Genomic DNA, 16,578 nt, shown 5'->3' with positions numbered 1-16,578 from the left:
GCGGCAGCCCCCTGGTGCGCCGCGTCGATCTCACGACCCGCTGCGCTGCCCCGGCAGACTCGCCCGGCTCGTGACATAGGCCTCGCGGCCGTTCTCCGCTGCCGCCGCCGTCAGGGACGCGCCCGAGCCGACCGCGCCCGCCGCCGTGCGGCGGGTCTGCAGGGGGACCGGGCTCTCCGGGTGCAGGGAAGGGCCGGACAGCGAGGGGCCCGGGGTGGGCTCCACGTCGGACGGCCGGTCGCTCTGCGGGCGGCGGGCCCGGTACGCGGCTCGGTAGGCGGCCGGGGACGACCCCAGCTGGCGGCGGAAGTGGCCGCGCAGGGCCACCGGTGAGCGGAAGCCGCAGCGGCCCGCCACCTCGTCGACCGAGTAGTCGGAGGTCTCCAGCAGACGCTGGGCCTGGAGCACTCGTTGGGTGATCAGCCACTGGAGCGGTGCCGAACCCGTCAGCGAGCGGAACCGGCGGTCGAAGGTGCGGCGGCTCATGTACGCGCGCGCCGCCAGCGTCTCGACGTCGAACTGCTCGTGCAGGTGCTCCAGCGCCCAGGCGACGACCTCGGCGAGCGGGTCGGCGCCGATCTCCTCGGGTAAAGAGCGGTCCAGGTAGCGTTCCTGGCCTCCCGACCGGCGCGGTGGGACGACGAGACGGCGGGCCAGGGCGCCGGCCGCCTCGTTGCCGTGGTCGGTGCGGACGATGTGGAGGCAGAGATCGATTCCGGCCGCCGTGCCCGCCGATGTCAGTACGTCTCCGTCGTCGACGAAGAGCTCTCTCGGATCCACGTGCACCGACGGATAGCGCTTGGCCAGCGTCGGTGCGTACATCCAGTGCGTTGTCGCGGGGCGGCCGTCCAGCAGGCCCGCCGCGGCCAGGACGAAGGCGCCGGTGCACAGCCCGACGATGCGGGCGCCTTCCTCGTGCGCCCGGCGCAGAGCGTCGAGCGCCTCCTCCGGCGGCGGGGAAGTGATCGAACGCCAGGCCGGTACGACGACCGTCCCGGCGCGTGAGATCGCTTCCAGGCCATGTGGCGCGGTGAGTTCCAGGCCCCCTGTGGTCCGCAGGGGGCCCTCCTCGCCGGCTGCCACCAACAGGCGGTAGCGCGGCACGCCGGCGTCCTGGCGGTCGATCCCGAACACCGACAACGGAATGGAACTCTCGAAGATGGGGCCGCCGCTGAACAGCAGCACCGCGACGATCTCCTTGCGGCGTCGCCCGGAAAGCTTCCGGGCCGCGGCTTCCGGCGCGGCAGTGGAGTCGTGGCTCATACTGCTAAGCCCCCCTCGGTGGTCGCGGCTCCTCGGTTGTGTCGCTCCTGCACGTTTCCCCTCGGTCCTGCACGAGTCCCCCGCCGTAAGACGTCAAGATCGAATCTACTGTGTCGCGTGGTGCCGGGGTGACCAGTTCGGCAACCGGCACATTGTCGACATGGCAACTTGGCGTGAAGCATTCGATCACGAAGCGTTGCACTCGCGGGCCGTGCAGGGAAGTGCGCCTCGTCGCGGTGGCCAATCCCCATAGGGTACGACGGGCCCCGCACCCCCTGTCCGTGCAGGTCGAACGGGGGTTGGGGGGTGGTCGGGGGCGGGGATGCGCCATGGCCGGAAGTTGGCTGAAAACCGCCGGGCGCGTGCGCGGAAACCGGTCAGCCGACCGGTGTACCTCCACCGGTGTGACGCCCGCCTCTGCGGGCACCCGAACCGGTTCGGTGGCGGTGCCCGCGCCGGGGTGCGGCCTCCTCGGCGTACAGCCGGGCCGCCCCCCTCTCCGACTGCCGCAGCAGCAGCCGGCACACAGCGGTGACGGCGGCGAGGCCCAGGGCGGTTCCCGCCGCGCCGGCGAGCGAGCCGCCGTACCAGAGGAGAACCACGGGGACCAGGACACAGCTGAAGGCGGCCCAGCGGACGACATCGGTCGCCGAGTCCTGGGGCGTGCTGGTGGTGCGGGAGGTTTCGGGGGTGGTGCGCGGGTGCGGTCCTGGCATACGTGCTCCCTGGGACGTGGGTCACGGGGTTCAACGCCTGTTCGACCGGTCGGTCACTGTACGCCCGGCCCCGGTGATCCACAGTGAAGTGAATCCTGTGCGAACCGCCTGTACAGCGCAGCAACCATTGCGTTACGGGCACCCCCTCGTGCATGCTCCCTGGAATCCCCACGGACCGTGGGCGAGATCTGGGCTAAGGAGGCGTGGCGCCGTACCCTTGGGGGTATGGGCGTGGGAAGACCATTCCCGGACACAGCTCCGCCGTACCGCTGCCGTCGTCAGCGAGCTTCGCTCGCGGGCCCTCCCACAAAGGATCAACACGCCGAGACAGCCATGGCCGGTCACGAATTCTTCGAACCCGCGGACCGCAAGCGGCCCGTCGCCGATCCCACGGCGGCCGAGCCCCTGGCGGCGGAAGAGCCACGTCATACCTGCGATCCCGCCTTCAAGCACGGTGTCGTCGTCGGCTTCGACGGCTCCACGTCCAGTGAGCGCGCCCTCGCGTACGCCGTCGGCATGGCCCATCGCTCGGGCTCCGGCCTGATCATCGTGCATGTCGCCAACCGGCTGCCCACCACGGTGTGGGCCGGCTGTGAACCACCGGTCTTCGTGGATGTCCCGGACCACCGCACCGAGGTGCTGGGGCTCGAACTCGCCTGCGCGGACTACCTCGCCGAGGTGCCGTGGATCCTCGTGGAGCGTGGCGGTGACATCTGCCATGAACTCGAAGAGGTGGGGCGGGAGTACGAGGCCGACGCGATCGTCGTCGGCTCCACCCACGGGATCGTCGGGCGCATCTTCGGGTCGGTCGCCGGGCGGCTCGCGAAGCGGGCGAAGCGGCCCGTCGTGGTGATCCCGTAACTCGTCGTTTTCCCTTGGTGTGCAGAGGTGTTCGTGCCCTTGTGAAGGGCATATACCGGTCACCGCACAACTGCACATGCACGAAGGGAGCCCGCTGTGGACAAAGACGTCTCCGCGGGAACTGCGACCACCACCGTGGTCGGCCGACTCGCCCTGGGTGTCACCCTGTTGGCGTTCGGACTCGGATACACCGACGTGATCGACGGGGTCTCGGCGGCTGACGCCGTATCACTGGCCCACTACGTAGGCGGCGTTGCGCTCTTCGTCGCCGGCCTCCTCGCCTTCCGTGACGCGGACTCCGTCACCGGTACGGCGTACTCCGCGCTCGGCGCCCTGTGGTTCACCTGGGCCGTGACCGCGCATGGATCCGCCCACGCGGCAGGCCTGTTCCTCCTGCTGTTCGCCCTCGTGGCCCTGACCCTGACCCTCGCGGGCGGGGACCAACTCACCCAGGGCACCTACGGGTTGTTCTTCGTCTCCCTCGTGCTGCTCGCCGTCGCGGACTTCGCGACCAGCGGCTCGCTCGCCAAGGTGGGCGGCTGGTTCGCCGTGGCGGCGGGGGCGGTGGCCTGGTACGCGGCGACCGCCGCGCTGGCCCACTGGCCGACGGTACTGCCCCGACGCGCTGCGGGCCGGGGGGTGACGGCCACCGGCTGAGGCAGCGGCGGGCCGGTGATTGGGCGACTCCGGCCCCTGGAGGAACGGCCCCCTGTGCTGGTGGCGCACAGGGGGCCGTTCATGTCCCGGAAGAGGACGGGCAGTTGCTACTCCACCGTCACCGACTTCGCGAGGTTCCTCGGCTTGTCGATGTCGCGGCCGAGGGCGAGTGCCGTGTGGTACGCGAGGAGTTGGAGGGGGATGCCCATCAGGATGGGGTCCAGCTCGTCCTCGTTCTTGGGGACCACGACCGTGTGGTCCGCCTTCTCCTGGTGCCGGTGGGCCACCGCCAGGATCCGGCCGCTGCGGGCCTTGATCTCCTCCATCGCGGCGCGGTTCTTCTCCAGGAGGTCGTCGTCGGGGACGATCGCGACCGTGGGGAGGGCCGGCTCGATGAGGGCCAGGGGGCCGTGCTTGAGCTCGGAGGCGGGGTACGCCTCCGCGTGGATGTAGGAGACCTCCTTGAGCTTGAGGGAGGCCTCGCGGGCGACCGGGTAGCCGCGGACCCGGCCGATGAAGAGCATCGAGCGGGCCTCGGCGTACTGCTCGGCCAGCTTCTTGATCTCGTCCTCGTGCGCCAGGATCTCGGTGATCTGCTCCGGCAGCCTGCGCAGGCCCTCGATGATCCGCTTGCCGTCGCGGACCGAGAGGTCACGGGTGCGGCCCAGGTGCAGCGCGAGCAGCGCGAAGGCGACCGTGGTGTTGGTGAAGCACTTGGTGGAGACGACACAGACCTCGGGGCCCGCGTGGACGTAGATGCCCGCGTCCGCCTCCCGGGCGATCGCCGAGCCCACCACGTTCACCACGCCGAAGACCCGCGCGCCCTTGCGCTTCAGCTCCTGTACGGCGGCGAGGACGTCGTAGGTCTCGCCGGACTGGGAGACCGCGACATAGAGCGTGTCGGGGTCCACCACCGCGTTGCGGTAGCGGAACTCGGAGGCCGGCTCGGCGTCCGCGGGGATACGGGCCAGCTCCTCGATCATCTGGGCGCCGATCATGCCCGCGTGGTACGAGGTGCCGCAGCCCAGGATCTTCACTCGGCGGATCTGCCGGGCCTCACGGGCGTCCAGGTTGAGGCCGCCGAGGTGCACGGTGGAGAACCGGTCGTCGATCCGGCCGCGCAGGACGCGGTCGACCGCCTCGGCCTGCTCGTGGATCTCCTTGTGCATATAGGTGTCATGGCCGCCCATGTCGTAGGAGGCGGCCTCCCACTCGACGGTCGTGGGCTCCGCCGTCGTACGGGTGCCCTCCGTCGTGTACGTCCGGAAGTCGTCGGCCTTCAGGGTGGCCATCTCGCCGTCGTCCAGGGTCACTATCTGCCGGGTGTGGGCGACCAGCGCGGCGATGTCGGAGGCGACGAACATCTCCTTCTCGCCGATGCCGAGGACCACCGGGGAGCCGTTTCGCGCCACCACGATCCGGTCCGGGAAGTCGGCGTGCAGGACCGCGATGCCGTACGTGCCCTCGATCACCCGGAGGGTCTCGCGGACCTTCTCCTCCAGGGTCTCGGCCTGGGCGCGGGCGATGAGGTGGGTGAGGACCTCGGTGTCGGTCTCGGAGAGGAACTCGACGCCGTCTGCCTCCAGCTTGCGGCGCAGGTCGGAGGCGTTGTCGATGATGCCGTTGTGGACGACGGCGACCTTCTGGTCGGCCGACAGGTGCGGGTGGGCGTTCACGTCGGAGGGGGCGCCGTGGGTGGCCCAGCGGGTGTGGGCGATACCGGTCGTGCCCTTGAAGCGGGCCGGGACCCGGGCCTCCAGGTCGCGCACCCGGCCCTTGGCCTTGACCATCTTCAGCCCGGCGGCCTTCGGGGAGGTGACGACGATGCCCGCCGAGTCGTAGCCGCGGTACTCCAGCCGCTGGAGGCCCTCGAGGAGCAGCGGGGCGACATCACGCTTCCCGATGTATCCGACGATTCCGCACATATATATGTATTCCTCAGCGTTCCCGGCGTCTTTCAGCCGTAGACGATGCGGCGCAGCTGCCTGAGCGTAAGCTCCGGCGGCGCGACCGCCCGGTATTTCAGGTCCGCCTCGATCTGTCCGAAGATCTCCGCGTTCACCAGGCCCTGGGCCTGCAGCTCGCGATGGCGGCGACGGACGTACTCGGTGGTCGTCTCGTCGAAGTAGGCGAGCACGTCCTGGATCACCCGCAGCGCCTCGCCCCGGCTCAGGGGGGAGGAACGCGTCAGATGATCAACAAGGTCGTCGTGCACCCGTAGATCCTGCGGGACCGGCGGGCGTTTCGCAAGAATCCTGCCCGATATCGGGCAGGTGACTGTTGACCTTCTTATGAACCTCTGTTCGTAAGCTGTCCATCCTGAGTCTTGCGCCCCGTTGGTCGCCTCCACGAGTTTCAGACACCATGGACATTCCTCGTATGGGAGTACCGGAGCAGCTGGCCGAGCGCATGAGCATGGCCGAGCAGCACGAGTACCTGCGCGCGAGATTCTCGCGGCGCAACCTGATGAGAGGCGGCGCCGTCACGCTCGGCGCCGTCGCCGGTGGCGCGTTCGTGCCGGGTGCGGTCGCCCAGGCGGCCGTGCCGACACAGCACACCTCGCCCGCCACGGAGACGGTCGACGGCTCCTTCGTCGCCCCCTTCGGACGGCACCTCGCGTGGGGCAACGACCCGCGCACCGAGATCACCGTCTCCTGGCAGGTCCCGGTCGCGGTGAAGAAGCCCTTCATCCGGGTCGGCGCCACCCCGTGGGACCTCTCCCGCAAGATCGACGCCGAGGTCCGCAGCCTCTACACCCCGGCGGGTGTCGGCGCGAGCGCCGACCACACCCAGTACTACCTGCACGCCAAGCTCACCCACCTGCGCCCCGGCAAGACGTACTACTACGGCGTCGGCCACCAGGGCTTCGACCCGGCCGAGCCGCATCTGCTCGGCACCCTGGGCACCTTCACCACCGCCCCCGCGCACAAGGCGCCGTTCACCTTCACGGCCTTCGGCGACCAGGGCGTCAGCTACCACGGCCTGGCCAACGACAGCCTGCTGCTCGGCCAGAACCCGGCCTTCCACCTGCACGCCGGCGACATCGCGTACGCCGACCCGGCCGGTCAGGGCAAGAGCGCCGACACCGGCTTCGACTCGCGGGTGTGGGACCAGTTCCTCGCCCAGACCGAGTCGGTCGCCAAGTCGGTGCCGTGGATGGTCAGTTACGGCAACCACGACATGGAGGCCTGGTACTCGCCCAACGGCTACGGTGGCGAGGAGGCCCGCTTCACGCTCCCCGACAACGGCCCGGACAAGGCCAACCTGCCGGGCGTGTACTCCTTCGTCTACGGCAACACGGCGATCATCTCGCTCGACCCGAACGACGTCTCCTTCGAGATCCCGGCCAACCTCGGCATCTCCGGCGGCACCCAGACCACGTGGTTCGAGTCGCAGCTGAAGAAGTACCGCGCCTGCGACGACATCGACTTCATCATCGTCTTCTTCCACCACTGCGCCTACTGCACCTCCACGGCGCACGCCTCGGAGGGGGGCGTGCGCCAGGAGTGGGTGCCGCTGTTCGACAAGTACACGGTGGACCTGGTCATCAACGGCCACAACCACCAGTACGAGCGCACCGACGTCATCAAGGGCAACTCGGTCGTCAAGAAGCTCCCGATCGGCGAGACCGCCTACTCGGAGACCGAGGGTGTCGTCTATGTGACGGCGGGCGCCGCGGGCCGCAGCCTGTACGCGTTCACCGCGCCGGACTCCTACGAGGGCCACCTCAACGAGCAGGACTCCGTCGCCTCGTTCATCAACACCAAGGACGGCAAGGTCAACGAGACCGTCGCCTGGTCCCGGGTGCGCTATCTCAACTACTCGTTCCTGCGCGTGGACGTCGAGCCCGCCGCGAAGGGGCGCTACGCCAAGCTGAAGGTCCAGGGCATCGCCGAGACCGGCGACCGCATCGACCACTTCACGGTGGCGCGCAAGGCCAAGTAGTACTCCCCGAAGGCAGGGCGTACACACCGCGGGCGGTCCCGGGGCGCGCTACATGCGCCCCAGGATCGCCTGTTTGGCCAGCTGGAACTCCTCGTCCGTCAGGACACCCGTGCGGTGCAGCTCGCCGAGTTCCCGCAGCCGCCGCAGCAGCGCGTCATGGTCGTCCTCACGCTGCCCGCCGGCCGGCGCGAGCTTCCGGAGCGGCCGCGACTCCGGGTCCGGCAGGGGCGCCGCCGACGGATGCGGCAGCCGCGCCTGCACGGCCGCGGCGATCAGGGCCATCAGCGGGTCCTTCTTGAAGCCCCACAGCTCCACGGAGTTCGGGTCGTACTTGGGCGGCGCCTTGGTGGCCGCGCCGCGGACCTCGAACCGCAGATGCCCGTTCTCCAGGCCGACCGCGGGCTGCCACTCCACGGCGACGAGATCGCCGACGGCCAGGGTGCGGGCGCCGGCGGCGGCCTTGGCGTCCTCCGTCTTCCAGTTCCACTCCAGGCGCACCTGCTCGCCGTCGAAGCTCGCCGTGCCGTCCCCGGCGGAGACGGAGAGGGGCACGGAGGGGCCCGGCAGCAGATACCCGTCCACCGGGTCGGACGGCACCTCGTCCAGCAGCAGGGCGTTGCGCACCTCGTCCACGAAGTACTCGGCGACGCCGTAGCGGTCGGACTCCACGAGGAGCTGGTAGGGGTCGTTGGGCTCGGTGAGACGGCCGCCGGAGGCGTGCAGCAGGGGGTCGGCGCCGTCGCGCAGCCTCAGCCGCAGCCGCCCCGCCTTCTTGCCCTGCTCGAACGAGACCCCGGCCAACGCGCCCAGCGGTACGACGAGTTCACCCAGCGTACGGCGGAGCAGACTGACGTTCCTGTCCCTCCCCGGCGTCAGCCGCAGGGCGTCGCCGTCGAAGACCCAGGTGCCGTCCCGCTGGATGATTTCCGCCATGGGGTGATTGTTTCACCGGATCCGCGGGAGAACCCGGCGACGGGGTTCTCGAGGGTTCCGACCAGCTGGAGGGCGCCCGAGGGGTCCGCGAGGTCGACCATCTGCCGGTTGTCGCGCAGCTGGAGCCGGTTGAGGCAGGACAGCGCGAACCGAGGGGCGAACAGGTCGTACTGCCGGAACCTGTCGGCGAGTTCGGGGGTCGACGCCTGGTACTCGTGGGTGACCTCGGCGACCGTGCGCCAGAAGTCGTCCTCCTCCAGGATTCCCTCCTCGGCGAGGTTCGCGGCGAGGAAGCGGAAGAAGCAGTCGAAGACGTCCGTGAAGACGGACAGGAGCTTCTTGTCCTCGGGGACCTCCACCCGCAGCCGCTCGACCGCCGGCGGCAGGACCGCGTCCGGGTCCATGACGGCTATCTCCTCGGCGATGTCCTTGTAGATCGCCCGCTGGACGACACCGTCCTTCAGGACGAGGATCACGTTCTCGCCGTGCGGCATGTAGACCAGGTCGTAGGCGTAGAAGCTGTGCAGGAGCGGGGTGTAGTAGGCCCGCAGGTAGTGGCGGAGCCAGGTGGCCGGGGGCAGGCCCGAGCGTTCGATCAGGGCGCCGGCGAAGGACCTCCCCTCGTGGTCGACATGGACGAGGGAGGCCATGGTCGCCAGGGACTCGCCGTCCTGGAGGGAGGACACCGGGCTCTCGCGCCACAGGGCCGCGAGCATCTTGCGGTACGGCGAGTAGCGGTCCGTCGCCTTCTCGTACTCCAGATGCCGGTAGCCGACGGCCGCCCGCTCGCGGATGATCGACAGACCGGTCGACTTCAGCACCGGGTCGCTCTCGACGATCCCGGCCAGCCAGTCGTTGATGGCGGGGGTCGCCTCCATGTACGCGGCCGAGAGTCCGCGCATGAAGCCCATGTTGAGGACGGACAGGGCCGTCTTCACATAGTGCTTCTCGGGGTGGGACCGGTTGAAGAAGGTCCGGATGGACTGCTGGGCCAGGTACTCGTCGTCGCCCTCGCCCAGGCACACCAGGTTGCGGCGGGCGACCTCGGCGGCGAAGGTGACGGAGAGCTTGTTCCACCACTGCCAGGGGTGGACGGGGATGAGCAGGTAGTCGGCGGGGTCCAGGCCCTGGTCGCGCAGGGTGGTCCAGAACCGCTCGACGGTCCCGGCGCCCAACTCCTCGCGCACGAAGGCCTCGTACTCGATGCCGGCACCCGCCGTGAACGCGGCGCGCGACCTGTGCGCCGCGAGCCACACCAGCCGGACGGCGCTCGCGGTCTCGGGGGCGTACGACAGGTACTCGTGGATGCCGAAGCCGAGCCGGCCGTTGTTGGCGACGAAGCAGGGGTGGCCCTCGGTCATGCCCGTCTCGATGGCCTGGAAGTCGGCGCGGACCAGCTCGGCGACCGGGATCCGCGGTTTGCCGAGCTTGTAGCAGGTGCCGGAGAGAGTGGAGGAGATCTCCTCCAGATAGACCGGGAGGATCTCGTCGCTCAGGCCGAGGGAGTCCTTCAGCTCGATGAAGAAGTCCAGGGCGGAGAGCGGGAGTTCGACGCCGTCGCGGTGGCGGGTGACGGAGTCGGCGTCGACCTGCCAGTGGTCGAGGGCGCGGCGGGTGGCGGTGAAGCGGTAGCGGGTGAGGCCGTCGTCGCTGCGGACGACGTACCCCTCCCCCTGCTCCTCGGGGGTGATCAGCCGCTCGTGCGCGAACTCGGCGAGGGCCTTGCGGATCAGGAGGCGGTTGGCCTTCTCCCAGCGCTCGGGGGTCAGATGGGACACGGCGTCGGCGAGGGTCATGCCGGCATCACCGCCTTCTCGAACTGCTCGCGGGTGCAGAAGCTCAGCAACGCCTTCTTCTCCGGCTTCCGGATCTCGCGCTCGGGCACGAATCCGACGGCTTCGTTCAGGGCGTGGACGGCCTTGTTGGACACGTCCGGTTCCACGACGACCCGGTGGACCGCCGGGTCCTCGAAGAGATGGGTCATGATCGCGGTGATCACGGCCCTGGTGAAGCCGTGGACGGGCCGGTCGGTCGGCGGAGTGAGGAAGTGCATGCCGATGTCACCGGGCAACGGCTCGTACAGTCCGACCAGTTCGCGGTGGGCGGGGTCGTACTTCTCCATCAGGAAGGCCGGTTCGCCGTCCTGGAGACCGAGCAGGGCGTGGTGGTGCTCGTCGGCCGCGATGTCCGTGTAGGCGCGCTCGACGTCCACCGGATCGGCGTCCTGCATCATCCAGAAGGCGGCCTTGGGGTGGGTGACCCAGGCGTGGAGGAGCCCGGCATCCTTCGGGGGGTCGAGGGGGCGGAAGGTGAAGGTCATACGGCGAACTCCTGGAACGCGATCGTCTTCTCCACCGGGTAGTACTCGGTGCCGAGCAGTTCGCGGATGATGCAGCTGTTGCGGTAGGCGCCCATGCCCAGATCGGGGCTGGTGATGCTGTGGGTGTGCACGCCGGCGTTCTGGAGGAAGACGCCCCGGCCCGTGATGTCGATGGCGTAGTTGCGGGCGATGTCGAAGTTGCCGTGGGAGTCGTAGCGCAGGCGGTCCCTGATCGGGGCCAGGAACTCCGGCTCGGTGTAGCGGTAGCCGGTCGCCAGGACCAGACCCTGCGACGCGATCTCGAAGTCCTTCTCCTGCTCCTCCTGGCGGAAGGAGAGGGTGTAGGTGCCGTTGTCCCAACGGGCGCCGGTCAGCGCCGAGTTGGTGAGCAGTCGGGTGGGGACCGGGCCGCCGAGGTTCTTCTGGTAGAGCAGGTCGAAGATCTCGTTGATCAGATCGCCGTCGATGCCCTTGAACAGGCCCTTGTGCTGGTCGGTGAGCCGGTAGCGGGTGGCCTCCGGCAGCTCCCGGTAGTAGTCGACGTACTCCGGACTCGTCATCTCCAGCGTGAGCTTGGTGTATTCGAGGGGGAAGAAGCGCGGGGAGCGCGTCACCCAGTTCAGCCGGTAGCCGTGGACGTCGATCTCGCCGAGGAGGTCGTGGTAGATCTCGGCGGCGGACTGGCCGGAGCCGACGATCGTGATCGACTCCTTCTTCAACAGCTCGCTTCTGTGCTCCATGTAGCGGGAGTTGTGGATGAAGTCGCCGCCCAGACCGCGCACGGCCTCCGGGCGGTGCGGGGAGGTGCCGGTGCCCAGCACGAGGTGGCGGGCTCGGTACACGTCCCCGGTCGTGGTCCGCACGACGTGGACCCCGTCCTCGTACGTCACCTCGCTCACCGTGGTGCCGAAGCGCACGCTGCTCAGCTTGGCCGCCGCCCAGCGGCAGTAGTCGTCGTACTCGACGCGCAGGGGGTAGAAGTTCTCGCGGATGTAGAACGAGTACAGCCGGCCGCGCTCCTTCAGGTAGTTGAGGAAGGAGTACGGCGAGGTCGGGTCGGCCAGGGTGACCAGGTCCGACATGAACGGGGTCTGGAGGTGGGCGCCGTCCAGGAACATGCCCGCGTGCCACTCGAAGTCCGGCTTGGACTCCAGGAAGACGCCGTCGAGTTCCTCGATGGGCTCGGTGAGACAGGCCAGACCGAGGTTGAAGGGGCCGAGCCCGATGCCCACGAAGTCGTGGATCGCACGAGAGGGGGACGGGTTTTCAGGACGCGCGGTCAAGGGACTCTCCCAGGTACTGCTCGACGTGGCCGGCGATCAGATCGAGGACGGCGGCGATGTCGTCGGTCGTCGTCTCGGGGTTGAGCAGGGTGAACTTCAGGTAGTGGCGGCCGCCGACCTTGGTGCCCGCGACCACCGCGTCGCCGGAGGCGAACAGGGCCTTGCGGGCGTGGAGGTTGGCGCGGTCGATCTCGGCCGGTTCGGTGACGGCGGCCGGGATGCAGCGGAAGACCAGGGTGGAGAGGGCGGGCTCGACGACCACCTCGAAGCGGGGGTCGGCGGCGAGCAGCTTCCAGCCCTCCCGGGCCAGGTCGCAGACCTCGTCGAAGAGCCGGCCGATGCCGTCGGCGCCCATGGTGCGCAGGGTCATCCACAGCTTGAGGGCGTCGAAGCGGCGGGTGGTCTGCAGGGACTTGTCGACCTGGTTGGGGATGCGTTCCTCGACCATGCGGCGCGGGTTCAGATACTCGGCGTGATAGGTCGCGTGCCGCAGGGTGGACGCGTCCCTGACCAGCACCGCGGACGAACTCACCGGCTGGAAGAAGGACTTGTGGTAGTCGACGGTGACCGAGTCGGCGCGCTCGATGCCGTCGATACGGTCCCGGTGCTTCAGGGAGGCGAGCAGTCCACAGCCGTAGGCCGCGTCGACGTGCATCCACGCCCCGAACTGGGCGCAGAGCTCGGCGATTTCGGGCAGCGGGTCGATCGAGCCGAAGTCGGTGGTGCCGGCGGTGGCGACGACGGCCATGGGGACGAGCCCGTCGCGGCGGCAGCGCTCCAGCTCATGGGCGAGGGCGACGGTCCGCATGCGCTTGTCGGCGCCGACGGGGACGGGGACCACCGCGTCGGGGCCCAGGCCCAGCAGTTTCGCCGACTTCTGCACGCTGAAGTGGCCGGCCTCGGAGGCGAAGACGCGCAGTCGGGCGAGGGAGTCGGTCTTGGCTTCCTCCCGGGCCAGCAGCAGCGCCTGGAGGTTGGACTGGGTGCCGCCGGAGGTGAAGACGCCGTCGGCGTGCTCGCCGAGGCCGATACGGGCGGCGGTCCAGTCGATGAGCTTGCGCTCGATCAGGGTGCCGCCGGCCGACTGGTCCCAGGTGTCGAGGGAGGAGTTGACGGCGGAGAGGACGGCCTCGCCGAGCACGGCCGGGATGACGACCGGGCAGTTGAGGTGGGCGAGGTAGCGGGGGTGGTGGAAGTAGACGGCGTCCCGGAGGTAGACCTCCTCCAGCTCGTCCAGCACGGCCGTGGTGTCCAGGAGCGGCTGGTCGAGGTCGATCGCGTCGATCGCGGGAGCGAGGGCGTCGACCGTGACGCCGGTGAACGGACGGTCGGTGGCGGCGAGTTTCGCGGCCACCCGCTCGACGCCTTCGGTCACGGAGCGGCGGTACTGCTCCGCGGTCGTGTCATTGAGCAGGTGCGAGCGCATGGTGGGGGTCCTCCGACCTCGGCAAATCAACTTAGGTAAGGCTAACCTAAATTGATGAAGGGGAAACCTGGGAGTGCCGTGACGGTTGTCACGTCGGCCTCAACTGCTATTCCGCGGCGCGGAGTTGCTCCTCGGTCATGCCCTGACGCCAGTAACCGACGAAGGTGACTCGCCGGCGGTCGATCCCGCGCTCGCCGACGAAGTGCCGCCGCAGCGCCTTGACGCACCCGGACTCACCGGCGATCCAGACGTACGGCCGTTCGGCCGCCGGGAGCCGGGCCTCGCGGAGGGCGTCGAGGGCCATGGGGGAGCTCTCGACGCGGTCCGTGTCCCGGCCGCCCGACTGCCGGACCAGCCAGGTGATCTCGGCGTCGGCCCCGGTGGTGAGGTCCTGGATGTTCCCGGGGTCGTGCACCTCGAGCCAGACGCGGGCCGGTGCGCCGGCGGGGAGGGATTCGAGGATCGCCGCGACGGCCGGCAGCGCGCTCTCGTCGCCCCAGATCAGGGTGAGGTCGGCGTCCTCGGGCGGGCGGAAGCGGATGGCGCGGTTGTCGGCGACCGCGGGGCCGAGCAGCAGGACCCGGTCACCGGTGTGCGCGCGGGCCGCCCAGGCGGAGGCGGGTCCGGCGGGCGTGTGCAGCACGAAGTCGATGTCGATCTCGTCGGGATCGCGGCGCAGGCTCCGCAGGGTGTACGAGCGCATCACCGCCCGTACGTCGTCGGGCAGTTCACGCCAGCCCTGCCACCAGCCGTCCCCGAGCTCGATCGGCACGACGGGTGCCGGCTGGCCGGGGTGCGGCACGAACAGCGACAGCGACTGGTCGCGTCCGTGGGAGAAGAAGTGCCTCAGGTCCTCGCCGGTGAAGGTGACCCGGACCAGGGACGGCCCGAGCCGCCTCGTCCGTACCACCTGGAGGGAGAAGAAACGGAACGGGGCGGCTACGGCCGTAGTCATGTCAGCTGACCTTCTTCGCCTTCTCGATGGCCTCGGCGAGGCTGGTGAGCAGGGGGGTGCACTTGTCGTAGGAGAGGATCGGCTCGGGGTTGCGGGCGATGACCTGGCCCGCCTTCACCGCGGGGAGCTGCTTCCAGGTCGCCTCGGTGATGTCGGCGGGCTGGATGGCGGAGGTGCGGTTGTCCATCATGATGATGTCCGCGCCGTACTTGTCGACGTTTTCCCAGCTCAGCGACTCGAACCAGCCGCCGCCCTTCGCCTTGGCCTGCTCCGAGGGCTCGACGAAGTTCACACCGAGGGCCTTGAAGTACTCCAGGTCGACGGAGAGGTTGGAGCCGGAGACATAGAACAGGTCCTGGCTCGCGGAACCGGCCAGCACCTTGATGCCCGGCTTGGCCTTGGTTGCGGCGCGCAGGCGTGCCGCGGCGTCCTCGAAGGCCTTCTTCGCCGCGGTGACCTTGCTCGAAGTGGTGTCCGCGCCAAGGGACTTGGCGAGCTCCAGCATTCGCTGCAGGGGCTCGGTGAGCTGACGGTCGTAGACCGAGATGCCGACGCTCGGGGCGCCGAGGGCGAGGATCTTCTTCTTCGACTCGTCCGGGACGTACCAGAGCGTGCCGGCGTCGTCGAACATCGTGGAGATCAGCACGTCGGGCGCCAGGGCCGCGTACTTCTCGATGTTGAACTGGCCCCACTCGTTGCCGAGGACGGTGAGCTTGCTGACGTCCATGTCGCCGGCCTGGACGTCGGCCTTGCCGTCCTTGGTCTTCGTCGGGCCGAACACGCCCTTGGACTCGATGCCGTAGTCGTACAGGGCGGCGGCGACACCGACGAAGGCCACGATGGTCGAGGGGACCTTGTCGGCCTTCACGGTCTGGCCGCGGTCGTCCTTGAAGGTCCAGGGGCCGGACTTGGCGGCAGCCGTCCCGCCGCTGCCCGAGCCCCCGCTTTTCGCGTCGTCGTCCCCGCAGGCCGCGAGCACGGCGCCGAGACCGAGGGCGCCGCCCGCGGAGAGGATGCCGCGTCGAGTGAGGTGGGTGGCACGGGCATTGGGCATGGGTGTGGCCGCTTTCGAACGGGGCGGAGCGCCCGCCGGACAAGTTCGAATGTAGGTTAGCCTAACCTCAGCTGCTGTCCAGGGGGCAGGCTTCGAGGGCGCCCGGGTTGCCCCAAAGGGCAGACCCCGCGAACGCGGCCCCAGCGATGCAACCCGCTCCACCGCCGGTTGGTATAGCCAGTCGACCGATCCGACATCCGTCGACTTCCGGAAGGTGGAGAAACTCCATGAAACACATCGTCAAACGGGCTGCCTCGGCCACGGCGACGACACTGGCGTTAACGGCTGCCCTGAGCGCCGTCTCCGCGCCGAGCGCGTTCGCCATCAACGAGGTCGACTGCGGCCGCAGTGACTTCGTGCAGGTCACCTCCCACCAGCCAGGCCACGGCGACACCGATCTGTGCCTGGCCAACGCCGGGGTCTTCCCGCTGCCCGGCAACTCGTGGATCACCCGGATCTCGACCGGGAACAACCGCGTCCAGTGGTTCGGGGACGCGGCGTGGCAGCCCGCCGACGGCATCAACAAGTGGACCGTCATGACCTGGCCCAATCACCCCGGGGGCGTGAGCGCGTCCTGGATCCGCATTCTCTGAGTCACCGGCGAAAGGCAGCGCATTCTCATGAAGCACATCATCAAGCGGGCCGCCCTGGCCGCCTCGACGACCCTGGCGCTCACCGCCTCGCTGAGCGCGGTCAGCGCGCCGAGCGCGTTCGCGATCAACAACGTGCCGTGCGGCAGGAGCGACTTCCTGACGCTCACGGTCCACACGACCGACTCCGGCAACATCCCCTATGACTGGTGTCTCGCCAACGCCGGCACGTTCGACATGACCGGGGCCAACATGTGGCTCCACCGGATCTCGACCGGCAACAACCGCGTCCAGTGGTACGGCGACGGAAAGTGGCAGCCCGCCAACCCGATCGAGAAGAACACCGTCTACACCTTCCCGAACTTCCCGGGCGGTGTCCGCATGGACCAGATCAGGATTCTCTGAGCCCTCGGGCGCCAGGGATACCGGGGACACCGGCAATACCGGGGACACCGGGGCCGGCGGTCGCGCCCCGCGAGTTTGAAGAAGAGGAAGCCCTCCGGGGCGGCGAGGGTCAGTCGCTGGAGGCGGTCCAGGTCGCTGTGGCCGTCCTTGAGGCCGATGACCTTCGGGAC

At 69.2% G+C, this 16,578-nt stretch carries 15 protein-coding genes and 2 pseudogenes; 5 read left to right on the top strand and 12 right to left on the bottom strand.

Features of this window, described 5'->3' with window-relative positions:
- Positions 1-30 precede the first annotated feature (30 nt).
- Both ABZT17_RS42655 and ABZT17_RS42650 read right to left on the bottom strand, forming a co-directional pair.
- Entirely contained in the window at positions 31-1,263 is a 1,233-nt protein-coding gene (locus ABZT17_RS42655; RefSeq protein WP_356357570.1) for a helix-turn-helix domain-containing protein, read from the bottom strand.
- Positions 1,264-1,640: 377 nt separating this feature from the next.
- Positions 1,641-1,979, bottom strand: coding sequence for a hypothetical protein (locus ABZT17_RS42650; RefSeq protein ID WP_356357569.1), 339 nt, complete (start codon positions 1,977-1,979; stop codon positions 1,641-1,643).
- Between the two features lie 333 nt (positions 1,980-2,312).
- On the opposite strand from ABZT17_RS42650, the gene ABZT17_RS42645 reads away from it, so the two are divergent.
- Both ABZT17_RS42645 and ABZT17_RS42640 read left to right on the top strand, forming a co-directional pair.
- Positions 2,313-2,840 carry a universal stress protein gene (locus ABZT17_RS42645; RefSeq protein ID WP_356357568.1) on the top strand — a complete coding sequence of 176 codons (528 nt, stop codon included), beginning with the start codon at positions 2,313-2,315 and terminating at the stop codon, positions 2,838-2,840.
- A gap of 96 nt (positions 2,841-2,936) precedes the next feature.
- Positions 2,937-3,497, top strand: coding sequence for a GPR1/FUN34/YaaH family transporter (locus tag ABZT17_RS42640; protein WP_356357567.1), 561 nt, complete (start codon positions 2,937-2,939; stop codon positions 3,495-3,497).
- A gap of 107 nt (positions 3,498-3,604) precedes the next feature.
- Here the strand turns inward: ABZT17_RS42640 and glmS are convergent, their stop codons facing one another.
- Complete coding sequence (gene glmS, locus ABZT17_RS42635; RefSeq protein ID WP_356357566.1) at positions 3,605-5,422, bottom strand: glutamine--fructose-6-phosphate transaminase (isomerizing); 1,818 nt, start codon at positions 5,420-5,422, stop codon at positions 3,605-3,607.
- A 32-nt stretch (positions 5,423-5,454) separates the two neighbouring features.
- Positions 5,455-5,712, bottom strand: coding sequence for a hypothetical protein (locus ABZT17_RS42630; RefSeq protein ID WP_356357565.1), 258 nt, complete (start codon positions 5,710-5,712; stop codon positions 5,455-5,457).
- A 164-nt stretch (positions 5,713-5,876) separates the two neighbouring features.
- Here ABZT17_RS42630 and ABZT17_RS42625 point away from each other — a divergent pair, with 164 nt between their 5' ends.
- A complete protein-coding gene (locus tag ABZT17_RS42625; protein WP_356357564.1) occupies positions 5,877-7,442 on the top strand; it encodes a metallophosphoesterase family protein in 1,566 nt (521 codons plus the stop codon).
- A 48-nt stretch (positions 7,443-7,490) separates the two neighbouring features.
- Here the strand turns inward: ABZT17_RS42625 and ABZT17_RS42620 are convergent, their stop codons facing one another.
- From ABZT17_RS42620 to ABZT17_RS42590, 7 genes and pseudogenes are all read right to left on the bottom strand, one after another.
- Complete coding sequence (locus ABZT17_RS42620) at positions 7,491-8,375, bottom strand: DUF4429 domain-containing protein (protein ID WP_356357563.1); 885 nt, start codon at positions 8,373-8,375, stop codon at positions 7,491-7,493.
- 32 nt (positions 8,376-8,407) lie between these two features.
- Positions 8,408-10,171, bottom strand: a pseudogene (locus tag ABZT17_RS42615) (IucA/IucC family siderophore biosynthesis protein); the annotation flags it as partial.
- The gene (locus ABZT17_RS42610; protein WP_356357562.1) at positions 10,168-10,695 is read right to left on the bottom strand and encodes a GNAT family N-acetyltransferase; all 528 of its coding nucleotides are present in this window, start codon (positions 10,693-10,695) and stop codon (positions 10,168-10,170) included. The gene ABZT17_RS42610 and the pseudogene ABZT17_RS42615, both read right to left, overlap by 4 nt.
- Positions 10,692-11,978: a lysine N(6)-hydroxylase/L-ornithine N(5)-oxygenase family protein gene (locus ABZT17_RS42605; protein WP_356357561.1), complete on the bottom strand. Its 1,287-nt coding sequence runs from the start codon at positions 11,976-11,978 to the stop codon at positions 10,692-10,694. The genes ABZT17_RS42610 and ABZT17_RS42605 overlap by 4 nt, the downstream gene beginning before the upstream one ends.
- Positions 11,962-13,404 (bottom strand): lysine decarboxylase DesA, encoded by a 1,443-nt coding sequence (desA, locus tag ABZT17_RS42600; protein WP_356357560.1) that lies wholly within the window; start codon positions 13,402-13,404, stop codon positions 11,962-11,964. Before desA ends, ABZT17_RS42605 begins: the two co-directional genes overlap by 17 nt.
- A gap of 106 nt (positions 13,405-13,510) precedes the next feature.
- Positions 13,511-14,359 carry a siderophore-interacting protein gene (locus tag ABZT17_RS42595; RefSeq protein ID WP_356357559.1) on the bottom strand — a complete coding sequence of 283 codons (849 nt, stop codon included), beginning with the start codon at positions 14,357-14,359 and terminating at the stop codon, positions 13,511-13,513.
- A gap of 1 nt (position 14,360) precedes the next feature.
- A complete protein-coding gene (locus ABZT17_RS42590) occupies positions 14,361-15,413 on the bottom strand; it encodes an ABC transporter substrate-binding protein (RefSeq protein ID WP_356357558.1) in 1,053 nt (350 codons plus the stop codon).
- 227 nt (positions 15,414-15,640) lie between these two features.
- On the opposite strand from ABZT17_RS42590, the gene ABZT17_RS42585 reads away from it, so the two are divergent.
- Positions 15,641-16,006 (top strand): beta/gamma crystallin domain-containing protein, encoded by a 366-nt coding sequence (locus ABZT17_RS42585; protein ID WP_356357557.1) that lies wholly within the window; start codon positions 15,641-15,643, stop codon positions 16,004-16,006.
- Positions 16,007-16,033: 27 nt separating this feature from the next.
- The gene (locus ABZT17_RS42580; protein ID WP_356357556.1) at positions 16,034-16,408 is read left to right on the top strand and encodes a beta/gamma crystallin domain-containing protein; all 375 of its coding nucleotides are present in this window, start codon (positions 16,034-16,036) and stop codon (positions 16,406-16,408) included.
- Between the two features lie 77 nt (positions 16,409-16,485).
- Here the strand turns inward: ABZT17_RS42580 and ABZT17_RS42575 are convergent.
- Positions 16,486-16,578, bottom strand: a pseudogene (locus ABZT17_RS42575) (5-dehydro-4-deoxyglucarate dehydratase); the annotation flags it as partial.

Origin of the sequence: Streptomyces sp. NPDC005648, from assembly GCF_040605395.1 — a bacterium.
In the GTDB taxonomy this organism is placed as follows: Bacteria; Actinomycetota; Actinomycetes; order Streptomycetales; family Streptomycetaceae; genus Streptomyces.
This window is presented reverse-complemented; position numbering and strand designations above follow the sequence as displayed.